Source organism: Streptomyces sp. Ag109_O5-10 (assembly GCF_900105755.1).
Taxonomy (GTDB): domain Bacteria; phylum Actinomycetota; class Actinomycetes; order Streptomycetales; family Streptomycetaceae; genus Streptomyces.
This window is the reverse complement of the sequence record NZ_FNTQ01000001.1, coordinates 9,180,908-9,196,507: the sequence shown is the minus strand read 5'-3', so window position 1 is coordinate 9,196,507 and position 15,600 is coordinate 9,180,908. Positions and strand designations below refer to the sequence as shown.

Here is a 15,600-nt window from a genome sequence, read left to right as displayed (position 1 = left end):
GCGCGTGACTCCCAGCTGTACGAGAGGTGCTTGGCTGATGGCATGGATCCGCCTGACGGCGGCGATATCGACAGGATTGCTGCTGGCCGCCGGAGGCGCGCCGGCCGCCTCCGCCCGAACGCCCCAGGACACCGCGGCGCGAGCCGCCGACGCCCAGGGCGCGCCGCCCGTGACCGTACGCCTGGTGACCGGCGACCGCGTGACGGTGACGCCGGGGGCCGACGGCCGACGCGCCGCCTCGGTCGAGCCGGGACCCGGCCGTGAGGGCATCGTCTTCCGCACGTACCAGGAGGACGGCGGCGACCTGACGGTGCTGCCGTCGGACGCCGCGGACCTGGTCTCCGCCGGGACGCTGGACCGGCGTCTGTTCGACGTCTCCACCCTGATCGCCGAGGGCTACGACGAGGCGGGCACGTCCGCGCTGCCGCTGATCGTCTCCGCCTCGCCGCGCGGCGGCGTGGCCCGGACGACCGCGAAGAGCGAGAAGGCCGCGGCCGCCGTCGCGGACCGGGTCGCCGCGTTCAACGAGGCATCGGCCCCGGCGCGGACCCTCGCCAGTATCGACGCGCGGTCGCTGCGCGTCGCGGACGACGACCTCGGCGCCTTCTGGAAGGCCTTGAACCCGGGCGGCGCCAAGGGCACCGCCCGCGCCGCCGCGACCCCGCGGGTGTGGCTGGACGGCCGGGTCGCGCCGGTGCTGGACCGCAGCACGGCGCAGATCAACGCGCCTGCGGCGTGGAAGGCCGGGTACGAGGGCCAGGGCGTGAAGGTGGCCGTGCTGGACACCGGCGTGGACGCCGGCCACCCCGATCTGGCGGGCCGGATCGCGGAGGCGAAGGACTTCTCGGGCAGCGGGAACACCGTGGACCACTTCGGGCACGGCACGCACGTGGCGTCGATCGTCGGCGGCACGGGTGCGGCGTCCTCCGGTACCCGCAAGGGTGTGGCGCCGAAGGCGGAGCTGCTGATCGGCAAGGTGCTCGGCGACGACGGCTACGGCTCGGAGTCGCAGGTCATCGACGGCATGGAGTGGGCGGCCGCCGAGCACGCCAAGGTCGTCAACATGAGCCTCGGCTCCGACGAGCCGACCGACGGCACCGACCCGATGAGCCAGGCCCTCAACACGCTCTCCGCCTCCAGCGACACCCTCTTCGTCGTCGCGGCGGGCAACGCGGGCGAGAACGGGGACTCCACGATCGGTTCGCCCGGTGCGGCCGACGCCGCGCTGACGGTGGGCGCTGTGGACCGCGACGACTCCCTCGCCTCCTTCTCCAGCCGCGGTCCGCGCCTCGGCGACAAGGCCGTCAAGCCCGACGTGACCGCCCCCGGCGTCGGCATCGTCGCCGCGCGTGCGTCCGGCACCACCATGGGCGACCCGGTCGACGCGAACTACACGGCGGCGTCCGGCACCTCGATGGCGACCCCGCACGTGGCGGGTGCCGTCGCGCTGATCGCGCAGCAGCACCCCGGCTGGACCGGCCGGCAGTTGAAGGACGCGCTGATCAGCACCGCGCACACCGTGCCGGGCACGAAGGTGACCGAGCAGGGCGGCGGCCGGATCGACGTCGCCGCGGCCATGGGCGCGGTCACGGCCACCGGCAGCGTGCTGCTGCCCGCCGTCCAGCTGGGCGGCGCCAAGCAGCAGTCGGCGACCCTGCACTACACCAACACCGGTGACAAGGCGGTGGACCTGAAGCTGAGCGTGGCCCTGGCCAACTCCGACGGCGTGGCCCTGACGGCCGGTGTCGTCGCGCCCGGCGCGAGCACCGTCCACCTCGCCCCCGGCGCCTCCGCCGATGTGCCGCTGAGCACCGACCCGAAGAACGCCAAGCGCGGCGCCTACTACGGCTACGCCACCGCGACCGGCGCGGACGGCACCGTCCTCGCCCACACCACGCTCTCCCTGGTCGTGCACGCGCCGCAGCACCGGCTCACCGTGATCGCCCGCGACCGCACGGGCAAGGTGCTGCCGGGCTGGCTGCCGACGATCTGGGGCCAGGACGGCTTCGTCTCGTACACCAGCGCCGACCCCGCGGTCGCCGTCGTCGAGGAGGGCACCTACCAGGTCGACTTCAGCACCCTGGACAACGCCTCGGACGGCCAGGAACTGGTCGAGGTGGTCAACCCGCAGGTGAAGGTCTCCAAGGACACCACGGTGACGCTGGACGCCTCCAAGGTCACCCAGGTCCAGATCCGCACGCCCAAGCCCGCCGAGCAGCGGGGGATCCTCAGCTACCAGACGTACCGGCGCATCGAGGGCCACGGCCTGATCCAGGGCGTGATGTTCTTCGACGTCGCCAAGCGCATCTACGTCAGCCCGACCGCGCAGGTCACCGACGGCACCTTCGAGTTCGCCTCGCGCTGGCAGATGACGGCCCCGCAGTTGCGGGCGAAGGTGTCCGGCACCTCGGCGCCCTTCGTCCCGTACTACCTGCCGACCTCTCCGGTCTTCGACGACAAGGGCGTCCGGCTGACCGCGGTGGACGCCGGAGCGGGCACCGCCGCGGACCTCAAGGCCGCCCATGTGCGCGGGAAGCTCGCCGTCATCCGCTACGACTTCGGCGACGACGCCGAGCTGGCGAAGGCCGCCGCGGACGCCGGGGCCAAGGCGCTGATGCTCGTCATGCCCGAGGGCTTCTTCCCCTGGACGCGCTGGCAGCCGGAGGGCGACCGCCTCGCGCTGCCGATCATGCGCGCCGGCGCGACGGAGGGCACCGACCTGCTGAAGCGCGCCGGTGGGCACACCACCACGGTGGACTTCTCCGGCACGGTGAAGAGCCCCTACCTGTACGACGTGATGCAGGTGTCCCAGCAGCGTGTTCCCGAGAAGCTGGTGTACACGGTCAGCGAGCGCAACAGCGCGGTGGTGAAGGCCGCCTACACCCGCACCGGCGCCTCGGCCTGGGGAAGCGAGCAGCGTTTCGGCTGGCGCCCCTACCAGGAGTTCGCCTGGAACCAGTACACCCGTGACGTGCCGGTGGGACAGCAGCGCACCGAGTACGTGACGGCCGGTGACACCTTGTGGAGCCACACCGTGCACCACGACACCGTCATGGACCGCGACCTCGAGCTGGGCGTCGGCATGCGGGACGCCGCCCGCACCTACCGGCCCGGGCAGCACGCCGCGGAGAGGTGGTTCGCGGGGCCGGTGCGCCCGTCGATCCCGCACGGTGTGACGGGCTGGCCGGGCTCGGTGCGCAACGGCGACACCCTGTCCCTGTACATCCCGGAATTCACCGACTCCCAGTCCGGCCACTGGTCGTTCGCGGAGTCCAGCTCGCTGGGCGGCGGTGTCGGCTCCGGTGCCGCGGTGTCCGCGGTGGGCGACCCGAGCGACGTGGCCCACGCCGAGGTGTACCGCAACGGCCGGCTCGTGGCGCAGTCCGACACCGGGGCCTGGGGCGGATTCGAGGTGCCCGCGGGCAAGGCCGGCTACCGGCTGGACCTGACCACCGCCCGTACCTCCGCCGACTGGCAGTTCGGCACCGGCACCAGGACGTCCTGGACGTTCACCTCGGACACTGCGGCGACGGCCACGCTGCTGCCGCTGCTCCAGGTCGACTACAGCGCGCCGGTGGACCTCCGCAACGCGGTGGGCCCGCACCGGTCGCACACGCTGGGTCTGGACGTACGGATGCCGGACGGCCTGCCCGCTCCGCGCGGGGTCACGCTCAAGGTCGAGGCGTCGTACGACGACGGCCGTACCTGGCACACCGCCCGCACCGCGCGGCACGGCGGCACGCGGTTCACCGCCGCGGTCGAACGGCCGTCGGGGGTACGCGGGGACGCGTACGTCAGCCTGCGGGTGACCGCGGTGGACGCCGCGGGCAACACCGTCCGGCAGACGGTCGACCGCGCCTACCTGCACCGCGGCCCCTCCTCGGGGCGGTGACGGCGGCCCCGCGGAACGGCTGAACGGCGGCGGGTGCCCGGGCGGAAGCCCGGGCACCCGCCGTTTGCTTGCCCGGTGGTGGATCGCGGTGCAAACTTCAACGGGCCGTTCCGCTTCTCGGGGGCGGCCGCGGCGAGGGAGGGGCACGGCATGCTGGAGGCGGCGGGTCTCACGGCGATCGAGGAGACCGTCTACCGGCTCCTGGTCGGGACCGCGACCGCGTCGGCCCAGGAGGTCGCCGACGGGACCGGGCTCCCGCGCGACTCCGTCGAGGCCGTCCTCGCGGCCCTGCACAGCAAGGGCCTCGTCAGCCCCACCGACCGCGATCCGCTGCACTACGCCGCCGTACCGCCCGACGTGGCGCTGCTGCCGCGGCTGCAGCGCAACGCCGACGCGCTCGACAAGGCCCGTACCGCCGTCACCGACCTCCTCGACAGCTACCGCAGTACGCGCCGCCGGCACGACCCCGGTCAGCTCATCGAGGTCATCACCGGAGCGGAGGCGCTGCGCCAGCACCTGCGGCAGATGCAGGACAACGCGCGCCACGAGATGCTCTGGTTCTGCAAGGCGCAGTACGTGGCGATGCCCTCGGGCAGCAACCGCGCCGAGTACGACGCCCTCGCCCGCGGGGTGCGCTACCGCGTCCTGTACGAGCAGGCCTTCTTCGACGACGAGGGCGCCGTCGACAACGTCGTGGAAGGTGTGCGCGCCGGTGAGGTGGCCCGGTCGGTCCCGCACCTGCCGCTGCGCCTGGCCGTGGCCGACCGCGCCATCGCCATCTGCCCGCTGGTCCCCGGTGGGCCCCAGGGCAGTCCCCAGGTGGCGACGGCCGCGCTGGTGCGAGGCAGCAGCCTGCTGGAGGCGCTCATCTCGCTCTTCGAGCGCTACTGGGAGACCGCGGTCCCACTGAACGTCAGCGCGTCCGGCGGGGTGGAGGGCAGCGACGGGGTCGTCGACGCCGACCCGCTGACCGAGACCGACCGCCGACTGCTCTCGCTGCTCGTGGCGGGTGTCGCCGACAAGGCCATCGCGAGTCAGATGGGGCTGAGCAGGCGCACCGTGCAGCGCCACATCCAGCACATGATGACGCTCGCCGGCGCCGACACGCGGATGCAGCTCGCCTGGCAGGCCGCACGCCGCGGCTGGCTCTGAGTCGCGCCGCTCTGAGGCGAACTGACTGCTCGTCAGTCCTGGTGGGTTACCGTCCGGTGCGGGGCCGGCCGGGCGCGGGTGAGCCCGTACGGACCGGTCGCGGCGGCGGCCGGGCGGCGGGCCCGGGACCCCTGGCATCGGCCGGAGCCTTCCGCCCTCGTCACGAACTCGGCCGGTCGGCGGGGCGCTTGAACCATCAGCCGTGTCGCGCGCTCTCGTTGGCCGAGTCCGCTCACGGCCCCGGCCGTGCGGGCACGAGCGGGAGCGGTGCGCATGGCAGCAGTTGACCGTCGTGATCGAAGGCCCTCACAGGTGCCGGCCGAGTCCGGGGCCCACGGACGCCTCCGACGGGGTCTCAGCCCGCACCGGCGCGGCCGTCGAGCGATCCGGGCGCAAGAGACATCCCATCACAGGTTCACAACATTGATGGGATGGATCCGGCATCGACATCCCATGACGCAGGCCCCGCAGCGCGCGTTGTGCCGCAATTTCCCAGCGCCTTCTTCCGACCTCTAGACAACCCCCTCGCGCCCACCCTATAAACATCCCATCTCTTCAGTTGCGACACCCAACCGTCGCATCGGCGTAACAACTCCGCCTACGGGACCAGCGCGAGGAAGTACCCATGAGACTCAGAACCGCACTCAGCTCCACCGCGTCCGTCGTCTGTGCTCTGACGCTGCTCAGCGCGTGCAGCAGCGGCTCCGGCACCTCCGCCTCGTCGAGTGACAAGCCGCTCGTGGGCGTCGACTACCCGCGGTCCGACACCGACTTCTGGAACTCCTACATCAAGTACACGCCCGACTTCGCGAAGCAGCTCGGCCTGTCCCTGAAGACCACGAACTCCCAGAACGACGTAGCAAAGCTCACCGCCAACGCGCAGACGTTCATCAGCCAGGGCGTCAAGGGCATCGCGATGGCGCCGCAGGACACTGCCGCCATCGCGCCGACCCTGGCCCAGCTGGAGGCTAAGAAGATCCCCGTCGTCACCGTCGACACCCGCCCCGACACCGGCAAGGTGTTCATGGTGGTGCGGGCCGACAACCGCGCCTACGGCGAGAAGGCCTGCCAGTTCCTCGGCACGAAGCTCGGCGGCAAGGGCAAGGTCGTCATGCTGGAGGGCGGCCTCGACTCGATCAACGGCCGTGACCGCACCGAGGCGTTCAACGACTGCATGAAGAAGAACTACCCCGGCATCAAGGTGTTCGGCGAGGCCACGAACTGGGACGGCGCGGTCGCCGCGCAGAAACTGCAGACGGACCTGACTGCCAACCCGGACATCAAGGGCGTCTACATGGAGTCCAGCTTCGGCCTGTCCGGCACGCTGCAGGTGCTCAAGCAGAAGGGCCTGCTGGTGGATCCGAAGGACAAGAAGCACGTCTTCATCGTGTCCAACGACGGCATCCCCGAGGAGCTCAAGGACATCGCCGCGGGCAAGATCGACGCCACCGTCTCCCAGCCCGCCGACCTGTACGCCAAGTACGCCCTGTACTACCTCAAGGCCGCGATCGACGGGAAGACGTTCAAGCCCGGCAAGACGGACCACGACAGCACGATCATCCAGGTCCGTGACGGTCTGCTGGAGGACCAGCTCTCCGCTCCCCTGGTCACCGCCGACGGCGGGACCTACGGCGGCGTTCCGAGCGTCAAGAGCGACGACACGTCGCTGTGGGGCAACCACCTCGGCTGACCTGCCCGGTCAGGGACCCAACGGCTATCCAGAACAAGGCGGTTGAGATGAGCGACGGGGAGCGTACTGTCACCCCCGCGCCCGCCCCGGCGGACGACGGGCGGGCCCCCGCGGCCCCGCCCGTCGTCGAGGCGACGGGCATAGTCAAACGATTCGGCCCGACGGTGGCCCTGAACGGCGCCCGGATCACCATCCGGCCCGGCGAGACCCACGCACTCGTCGGCCGCAACGGAGCCGGCAAGTCGACCCTCGTGTCCGTCCTGACGGGCCTGCACGCCCCCGACGAGGGGACGGTCACCTTCGGCGGCGACCCCGCACCGCGGCTCAGTGACCGCGACGCCTGGCGCCGGCGCGTCGCCTGCGTCTACCAGAAGTCGACGATCATCCCCACGCTGACCGTCGCCGAGAACCTCTTCCTGAACCGGCACCACCACGGCCCCCACCGGCTCATCAGCTGGACCGGCGTACGCCGCCGGGCTCAGGAGCTGCTGTCGGCCTGGTCGGTGGAGGTCGACCCGCAGTCCCCGGCCGGCGACCTCAGCGTCGAGCAGCGGCAGTTCGTCGAGATCGCCCGGGCACTGTCCTTCGGGGCCCGGTTCATCATCCTCGACGAACCCACCGCACAGCTCGACGCGGCGGCGATCACCCGGCTCTTCGACCGCATCCGCGACCTGCAACGCCAGGGCGTGACCTTCCTGTTCATCAGTCATCACCTGCAGGAGGTCTACGAGATCTGCGACATGGTGACGGTGTTCCGCGACGCGGCGCACATCGTGACCGCGCCGGTCGCGGAACTGCCCCGCGCCGAGCTGGTCGCCGCCATGACCGGTGAGGCCGCGGCAGACCGGCGCCAGGAGCGCACCGGCAGCCTGGACGAGAGCACCGTGCCCGCGCTGACCGTGCAGAGCCTGGGCAGCGACGGCATCTACACCGACGTCACTTTCCAGGTGGGCGCCGGAGAGATCGTCGGCCTGGCGGGCGCCGCCGCCAGCGGACGTACGGAGGTCGCCGAGACCGTCGTAGGACTGCGGGCCGCGGCGACCGGGGAGCTGGAGATCGCCGGGCGCCGGCCCCGGCCGGGCAGCGTGCCCGCCGCGCTCGCGGCCGGCGCCGGGTTCGTCCCGCAGGACCGGCACCACCAGGGTTTCGTGCCGGACATGTCGATCGCCGACAACGCGACCCTGTCCGTGCCCAGGCGGCTCGGCAAGAACGGCTTCCTCAGCCGCGGCCGCCGGGACCGGCTCGCCGAGGGCATGATCGAGAACCTGGCCATCAAGACCCCCGGACCGGAGCTGCCCGTCTCCGCCCTGTCCGGCGGCAACCAGCAGAAGGTCGTCATGGCGCGCGCCCTGGCCGACGACCCCCGGCTGCTGGTCCTGATCAACCCGACCGCCGGCGTGGACGTGCGCTCCAAGGAGTTCCTCCTCGGCAAGGTCGAGGAGACCGCGGAGTCCGGCACCGGCGTGCTCATCGCCTCCGACGAGCTGGACGACCTGCGCATGTGCGACCGGATCCTGGTGATGTTCCAGGGCCGGGTCACGACCGAGATAGCCCGCGGCTGGCACGACCACGACCTCGTGGCCGCGATGGAAGGAGTGGACCTCGATGCCTGAAACCGTCCTCGCTGACGCCGCCGCCAAGGCCGTCGACCCCGGACAGAAGCGCACCGCTCTGCTCGGCGGCCGGATCCCCCTGGCCCGGCTGCGCGATCTGGCGCTCGTTCCGGCGATCGTCGTCATCGCGATCGTGGGCCAGATCGTCAACCCTGTCTTCCTGCAGGCCGACAACCTCATCAACGTCCTGCAGACCATGTCCGAGATGGCCCTGCTGGTCCTCGCCCAGACGATGATCCTGATCGTCAAGAAGATGGACCTCTCCCTGGAGTCCACGATGGGCCTGGCGCCAGGCGTCGCGGCCTGGCTGGTCGTCCCGGCCGGGGCGGGACACGGACTCGGTCTGCTCCCGGGCGCCTGGGCGGTCCCCATCACCCTCGCCGTGGGCGCGCTCGTGGGTGTGATCAACTCTCTGCTCATCATCCGGTTCGGCCTGAACGGCTTCATCGTCACGCTCGGCATGCTGATCGTGCTGCGCGGCATCCTCACCGGCATCTCCGGCGGCCAGACCTTCTTCCAGCTGCCGCAGTCGATGCTCTACACCGGCACCGCCGAATGGTTCGGCATGCCCGCCTCGATCTGGATCTGCCTGGCCCTGTTCGCCATCGCGATCGTGGTGCTCGGCTGGACCAGCTTCGGCCGCTCCCTGTACGCCATCGGCGGCAACGTCGACGCGGCGAAGGCGGCCGGCATCCGCACCGACCGGGTGCTGTGGATCGTCATCGTCACCGGCAGCGTGCTCGCCGCGCTCGCCGGGCTGATGCTCTCCGGACGCCTGGCCTCGGTCGCCTCCGCGCAGGGCAACGGCTACATCTTCACCGTCTTCGCCGCCGCCGTCATCGGGGGCATCAGCCTCAACGGCGGCAGGGGCACCATGTTCGGCGCGTTCTGCGGCATCCTGCTGCTCTTCATGATCCAGAACGTGCTGACGCTGGCCGGTGTCCCCGCCCAGTGGATCGGCGCCCTCAACGGCCTGATCATCCTGGTCGCCCTCGCCATCTCCCGTATCACCGGCGGCAAGGTCCAGGAGTGACCCGGGCGGCCCACCGGCCGCCCCGCCTCCACCGCGTTCACGTCTCGTCGCAGGGGAACCGCCTCCCCTGCCCCTCACAGGAGTTGCCGCCATGCCCTCCCCCGTGCCCCCGTCAGCCCGCATCATCGCCCTGGACGTCCTGGACGTGCGGTTCCCGACCTCCGAACACCTCGACGGCTCGGACGCCATGAACCCCGAGCCCGACTACTCCGCCGCCTACGTGGTCCTGCGCACCGACGCGGGCGACGGGCTGGAGGGCCACGCCCTGGCCTTCACCACCGGGCGCGGCAACGACGCCCAGGCCGCCGCCATCGCCACCCTCGCCCCGCACGTGGTCGGCCTGTCCGTGGAACAGGTCTGCTCCGACCTCGGCGCCTTCGCCCGCACCCTGGTCCACGACCCCCAACTGCGCTGGCTGGGGCCGGAGAAGGGCGCCATCCACATGGCGACCGGCGCGGTCGTCAACGCCGCCTGGGACCTGGCCGCCAAGCGCGCGGGCAAGCCCGTGTGGCGTCTGCTGGGCGAGATGCCGCCGGAGGAACTGGTCGCCCAGGTCGACTTCCGCTGGCTGTCCGACGCCCTCACGCCCGAGGAGGCGCTCGACATCCTGCGCCGGGCCGAGCCCGGCCGTGAGCGGCGCATCGCCCATCTCCTCGACCAGGGCTACCCCGCCTACACCACCACCCCCGGCTGGCTCGGCTACTCCGACGAGAAGCTGGCGCGCCTGGCCCGCGAGGCCGTCGCGGACGGCTTCACACAGATCAAGCTGAAGGTGGGCGCCGACCTGCAGGACGACATACGGCGCCTGCGCACCGCCCGCGAGACCGTCGGCCCGGACATCCGCGTCGCCGTCGACGCCAACCAGAGATGGGACGTCCAGCCCGCCATCGACTGGATGCGGGCTCTGGCACCCTACGACCCGTACTGGATCGAGGAGCCCACCTCCCCCGACGACATCCTCGGCCACGCCGCCGTCCGCAGGGCGCTGAGCCCCATCAAGGTCGCCACCGGCGAACACATCGCCAACCGTGTGGTGTTCAAGCAGTTGCTGCAGGCCGGCGCGGTCGACATCGTCCAGATCGACTCCGCCCGCGTCGGCGGCGTCAACGAGAACATCGCCATCCTGCTGCTGGCCGCGAAGTTCGGCGTGCCCGTCTGCCCGCACGCCGGCGGTGTCGGCCTGTGCGAGATGGTGCAGCACCTGTCGATGTTCGACTACGTCGCCGTCTCCGGCACCACCGAGGACCGGGTCATCGAGTACGTCGACCACCTGCACGAGCACTTCGTCGACCCGGTCCGCATCGTCGGCGGCCACTACCTCGCGCCGACGCTGCCCGGACTGAGCGCGCAGATGCACCCCGCCTCCCTCAAGGAGTACAGCTACCCCGACGGCCCGGTCTGGTCCGCCCGTGTCTGAACCGCTGCCCCTGGTCGACGCCCACCACCACGTGTGGGACCTGGACCGCCGGCCCCAGGCCTGGCTCGACGAACCGGGCCACGAGCCGATCCGCCGCAGCCACGGCATCGAGGACCTGCGACGGGCCGCCGACCGGCCCCTGGCGGGACGCCGGCTGACGAGCACGGTGGTCGTGCAGTGCGTCACCTCCGTGGCGGAGACGGCGGAGCTGCTCGACCTCGCCGCCCAGGATGCGCTGGTCGGCGCGGTGGTCGGCTGGGCGGACCTGACCTCACCCGCGGTCGGCGACGTACTCGACGAACTGCGCTCCAAGCCAGGCGGCGGGTATCTGCGGGCCCTGCGCCACCTGGTGCAGGGCGAGTCGGACCCGAGGTGGCTGCAACAGCCGTCCGTCGAGCGGGGCCTGCGTGCCGTACAGCACCGGGGCCTCGGCTACGACGTGCTCATCCGCAGCCACCAGTTCGACCAGGCGATCCGTCTCGCCCAGTGCTTCCCGGACCTTCCGCTCGTGCTGGACCACGCGGGGAAACCGCCCATCGGACAGCACGGGTTCTCCGACTGGGTGCGCGAGGTGCGGGTGCTGGCGGGCCACCCGCAGGTGCGGTGCAAGGTCTCCGGACTGATCACCGAGGCGGACCACCGCACCTGGACGATCGACGACATCCGCCCCGTCTGGGACGTCCTGCTGACCGCCTTCGGTCCCGAGCGGCTGATGTTCGGCTCCGACTGGCCCGTCTGCGTGCTCGCCGGAGGGTGGTCCCGCTGGGCGGCCACCGTCGAGCGCCTGCTGGACGACTGCTCGCCGCACGAGCGGCACGCGGTGCTCTGCGAGACGGCGTCCGTCTTCTACCGCCTGTCCGACCACGAGAACCAGAAGTAAGGAGAGGACTGCGTGCTGCTGACCGAACTGCTGCACCCCGGCATCCTCGAAGCACTGGCCGGAGCCGGGCACGGTGCCCGTGTCCTGCTCGCCGACGGCCACTACCCCGCCAGCACCGCCGTCGGCGAACGAGCCAGAACAGTCCACCTCAACCTGGCACCCGGCACCCTCGACGTCACCACCGTCCTGGACGTGCTGCTGCGCGCCCTGCCCGTGGAGTCGGTGCAGGTGATGGTGCCACCCGAGGGCGAGCCGGAGCCGGCGGCCGTCGCCGAGTACCGCTCCCGACTGGCGCCGGTGCCCGTCGGCACACTCGACCGCTTCGCGTTCTACGACGCCGCCCGCTCCCCCGACCTGGCCCTCGCCGTCGTCACCGGCGACACCCGAACCTACGCCAACCTGCTGCTGACCATCGGCGTCCGCGCGGAAGGGACCCTGACCCCACGATGACGCTCGCCGTCCGCTACACCTCGGCCCGCACCCTGGACACCGCGCCGGCCACCGCCTCCGAGCCCGGCCCCGGCGAAGTGGAACTCGCCCCCGCCTATGTCGGCATCTGCGGAACCGACCTGCACATCTTCCACGGCGACATGGACGCCCGCGTCGCCCCGCCCGCCGTCCTCGGACACGAGATGGCCGGCCGGATCGTCCGCGTCGGGTCCGGCGTCGAGGGCTGGCGGCCCGGGGACGCGGTCACCGTGATGCCCCTGCGCTGGGACGACACCTGCCCCGCCTGCCGCGCCGGCCACCAGCACATCTGCCAGCACCTGGACTTCATCGGCATCGACTCCCCCGGCGCCATGCAGCAGCGCTGGACCGTGCCCGCCTCCACCCTCATCCGCCTGCCCGCCACCCTGCCCCTGGACCAGGCGGCGCTCGTCGAGCCGACCGCGGTCGCGGTGCACGACGTGGGCCGGGCGGCGGTGATGGACGGCGAGAAGGTCGTCGTGGTCGGCGGCGGACCCGTCGGCGTCCTCATCGCCTTGGTCGCGCGCGCCGCCGGCGCCGACGTGCGCGTGGTCGAACTCAACGCCCACCGCAGGCTGCTCGCCGAGGAGTTGGGCCTGAGCACCTGGGACCCCGCCGCCACCGACATCACCGAACTCGTCCAGCGGTGGACGGGCGAGGCGGGAGCGGACGTGGCCTTCGAGGTCTCCGGCGCGGCGGGTGGTGTGGACACCGCCGTCGACGTCCTCGGCGTGCGCGGCCGGCTGTGCCTGGTCGCCATCCACCCACGGCCCCGCGAGATCAACCTGCACCGCTTCTTCTGGCGTGAACTCACCCTCGTCGGGGCCCGGTTGTACGACCGCGGCGACTTCGAGCGGGCCGTCGCCCTGGTCGCCGACGGCACCGTCCCCGCCCAGCGCCTCATCACCAAGATCGTGCCGCTGACCGAGGCACCGGCCGCCTTCGAGGCGCTGGAGAGCGGCGGAGACGTGATGAAGATCCTCGTGGACTGCACCGACGACGCCCGGGGAGCCGCCGTATGAGCATCTTCGACCTCACCGGGAAGCTCGCCGTCGTCACCGGCGCCCGCCGCGGCATCGGCCAGGCGATGGCCCGCGCCCTCGCCCGGGCCGGTGCCGACATCATCGGTGTCAGCGTCCACCTGGAGGAGTCCGGCAGCCAGGTGGAGAAGGAGGTGCTGGCCGCCGGGCGCTCGTTCGAGGCGATCCGTACCGACTTCGCCGACCCCGCCGCCGTACGCGCCCTGGGCGAGAACCTCGCCGGACGCGAACGCCCGGTGGACATCCTCCTCAACAACGCGGGCACCATCCGCCGCACGCCGGCCGCCCAGCACAGCGACGCGGACTGGGAGTTGGTGCTGCAGGTCAACCTCACCGCGCAGTTCGCGCTCACCCGGGCCGTGGGCGCCACCATGGTGGCCCGGGGACACGGCAAGGTCGTCTTCACCGCCTCCCTGCTCAGTTACCAGGGCGGCATCACCGTCCCCGGCTACACCGCCGCCAAGCACGGCATCGCCGGACTGACCAAGGCACTGGCCAACGAGTGGGCGCCGCACGGCGTCAACGTCAACGCCATCGCCCCCGGCTACATCGCCACCGACAACACCCAGGCCCTCCAGGACGATCCGGCCCGCAGCAGGGCCATCCTGGAGCGCATCCCCGCCGGACGCTGGGGCACCGCCGACGACCTCGGCGGAGCCGCCGTCTTCCTCGCCTCCCCCGCCTCCGACTACGTCCACGGCACCACCCTGCCCGTCGACGGCGGGTGGCTCGGCCGATGACCGCCGGCCTGGCCGCCGTACTGGCGGGGTCGCGGCTCCTGCCCGTGCTCACCGTGGCGTCCGCCGCGAGTGCCGGCCCGCTGGCCGACGCACTCGCGGCGGGCGGCGCCCGCTGCGCGGAGGTCACCTTCCGCACGCCGGACGCCGAGCGGGTCGTGAAGGCGATGGTGGCGCACGGCGCGCTGACCGTCGGGGCGGGCACCGTGCTCACGGCCGAGCAGGCGGAACGGGCCGTGGCGGCCGGGTCCCAGTTCCTCGTCTCGCCCGGTCTCGACGATGAAGTCATCGCCAAGGCAATGGAGTTGAGGGTGCCGGTCGTGCCGGGCGTGGCGACGGCGAGCGAGTTGATGCGCGCGCTGAAGGCGGGCTTCGACACGGTCAAGCTGTTCCCCGCCGAACCGCTCGGCGGCACCGCAATGCTCCGCGCCCTGGCCGCCCCCTTCCCGCAGGCGCGCTTCGTCCCGACCGGCGGCATCGGGCCCGACCAGCTGCCCGCCTACCTCCGCCACCCCTCGGTCCTCGCCGTGGGCGGCAGCTGGATCGCCACGCCCGGCCATCTCGAACGCGGCGCGTACGACGAGATCCGCCGGCTGACCGCCGAGGCGGTGGAGAGGACGGCACCGTGACCGACGTGATCGCCCTGGGCGAGGTCATGCTGCGCTTCGACCCCGGCGAGGGCAGAATCCGCACCGCGCGCACCTTCCAGGTGTGGGAGGGCGGCGGCGAGTACAACGTGGTACGCGGACTGCGCCGCTGTTTCGGCCTGCGCACCGCCGTCGTCACCGCCCTCGCCGACAACGCGGTCGGCCGGCTCGTGGAGGACCTGATCCTCCAGGGCGGCGTCGACACGTCGCACATCCGCTGGGTCGCGGCGGACGGCACGGGGCGCACGGCCCGCAACGGCCTGAACTTCGTCGAGCGGGGTTTCGGCATCCGCGGCGCGCTGGGCGTGAGCGACCGCGCGAACACGGCCGTCTCCCAGCTGCGCAAGGGGGAGGTCGACTGGGACGCGGTGTTCTCGGCCGGAGTGCGCTGGTTCCACACCGGCGGCATCTTCGCCGGGCTGTCCGACACCACCGCCGACGTCGCCGACGAGGCCATGGCGGCCGCCCGCCGCCACGGTGTCACCGTCTCCTACGACCCCAACTACCGGCCCAGCCTCTGGGACGGCCGGGGCGGGGCCGAACGCGCCCGCGAGACCGACTGGCGCCTGGCCCGGCACGCCGACGTCGTCGTGGGTGCGCTCGGACTCGCGGGCCCGCACCCGGGCGCCGTGCGGCTGGCCGACGACGAGGTGCCGGAGGCGCTCGCCTCGGTCGCGTCCCTGCTGCCGCAGGCGGAAGTGCTGGCGACGACTCTGCGCGCAGTGCCCTCGGCGGGGGTCAACGACTGGACCTCGCTGGCCTGGTCACGCGAGACCGGGCTGGTGAGCGGCCCCCGCATGCCCGGTCTGCACGTGCTCGACCGCATCGGCTCCGGCGACGGCTTCGCCGCGGGACTCGTCTACGGCCTGCTCACCGGTGCGGGCCTGGAGCGCGCCCTCGCCTACGGCACCGCGCACGGCGCCCTCACCATGACCACGCCCGGCGACGTCTCCATGGCCACCCTCGCCGAGGTCGAGGCGCTCCTCGCGGGCGCCACGGCACACGTCCGACGCTGAACGACCCCTCCCGGG

The 15,600-nt window shown here is 72.2% G+C and carries 12 protein-coding genes; all 12 read left to right on the top strand.

Annotated features, from left to right (window positions below):
* The first annotated feature begins 37 nt into the window (after window positions 1–37).
* The 12 genes from BLW82_RS41695 to BLW82_RS41640 all read left to right on the top strand — a co-directional run bounded on the left by BLW82_RS41695 (window position 38) and on the right by BLW82_RS41640 (window position 15,585).
* Window positions 38–3,892, top strand: coding sequence for a S8 family peptidase (locus BLW82_RS41695; RefSeq protein WP_093507521.1), 3,855 nt, complete (start codon window positions 38–40; stop codon window positions 3,890–3,892).
* Between the two features lie 150 nt (window positions 3,893–4,042).
* A complete protein-coding gene (locus tag BLW82_RS41690) occupies window positions 4,043–5,044 on the top strand; it encodes a helix-turn-helix transcriptional regulator (RefSeq protein ID WP_093507519.1) in 1,002 nt (333 codons plus the stop codon).
* 625 nt (window positions 5,045–5,669) lie between these two features.
* On the top strand, window positions 5,670–6,734 hold the full coding sequence (locus tag BLW82_RS41685; RefSeq protein WP_093507517.1) for a sugar ABC transporter substrate-binding protein: 1,065 nt from the start codon (window positions 5,670–5,672) through the stop codon (window positions 6,732–6,734).
* A gap of 47 nt (window positions 6,735–6,781) precedes the next feature.
* Window positions 6,782–8,347, top strand: coding sequence for a sugar ABC transporter ATP-binding protein (locus BLW82_RS41680; protein ID WP_093507515.1), 1,566 nt, complete (start codon window positions 6,782–6,784; stop codon window positions 8,345–8,347).
* Window positions 8,340–9,380, top strand: coding sequence for an ABC transporter permease (locus BLW82_RS41675; protein ID WP_093507513.1), 1,041 nt, complete (start codon window positions 8,340–8,342; stop codon window positions 9,378–9,380). The genes BLW82_RS41680 and BLW82_RS41675 overlap by 8 nt, the downstream gene beginning before the upstream one ends.
* 91 nt (window positions 9,381–9,471) lie before the next feature.
* On the top strand, window positions 9,472–10,797 hold the full coding sequence (locus tag BLW82_RS41670; protein WP_093507511.1) for an L-fuconate dehydratase: 1,326 nt from the start codon (window positions 9,472–9,474) through the stop codon (window positions 10,795–10,797).
* On the top strand, window positions 10,790–11,677 hold the full coding sequence (locus BLW82_RS41665; RefSeq protein WP_093507509.1) for an amidohydrolase family protein: 888 nt from the start codon (window positions 10,790–10,792) through the stop codon (window positions 11,675–11,677). Before BLW82_RS41670 ends, BLW82_RS41665 begins: the two co-directional genes overlap by 8 nt.
* Before the next feature lie 12 nt (window positions 11,678–11,689).
* Window positions 11,690–12,127 (top strand): RbsD/FucU family protein, encoded by a 438-nt coding sequence (locus tag BLW82_RS41660; RefSeq protein WP_093507507.1) that lies wholly within the window; start codon window positions 11,690–11,692, stop codon window positions 12,125–12,127.
* Complete coding sequence (locus BLW82_RS41655) at window positions 12,124–13,167, top strand: zinc-dependent alcohol dehydrogenase (RefSeq protein WP_093507505.1); 1,044 nt, start codon at window positions 12,124–12,126, stop codon at window positions 13,165–13,167. The genes BLW82_RS41660 and BLW82_RS41655 overlap by 4 nt, the downstream gene beginning before the upstream one ends.
* On the top strand, window positions 13,164–13,925 hold the full coding sequence (locus tag BLW82_RS41650) for an SDR family oxidoreductase (RefSeq protein ID WP_093507503.1): 762 nt from the start codon (window positions 13,164–13,166) through the stop codon (window positions 13,923–13,925). Before BLW82_RS41655 ends, BLW82_RS41650 begins: the two co-directional genes overlap by 4 nt.
* The gene (locus BLW82_RS41645; protein WP_093507501.1) at window positions 13,922–14,551 is read left to right on the top strand and encodes a bifunctional 4-hydroxy-2-oxoglutarate aldolase/2-dehydro-3-deoxy-phosphogluconate aldolase; all 630 of its coding nucleotides are present in this window, start codon (window positions 13,922–13,924) and stop codon (window positions 14,549–14,551) included. The genes BLW82_RS41650 and BLW82_RS41645 overlap by 4 nt, the downstream gene beginning before the upstream one ends.
* Window positions 14,548–15,585, top strand: a complete 1,038-nt coding sequence (locus BLW82_RS41640; RefSeq protein ID WP_093507499.1) for a sugar kinase — start codon at window positions 14,548–14,550, stop codon at window positions 15,583–15,585. Before BLW82_RS41645 ends, BLW82_RS41640 begins: the two co-directional genes overlap by 4 nt.
* The last annotated feature ends 15 nt before the right edge of the window (window positions 15,586–15,600 follow it).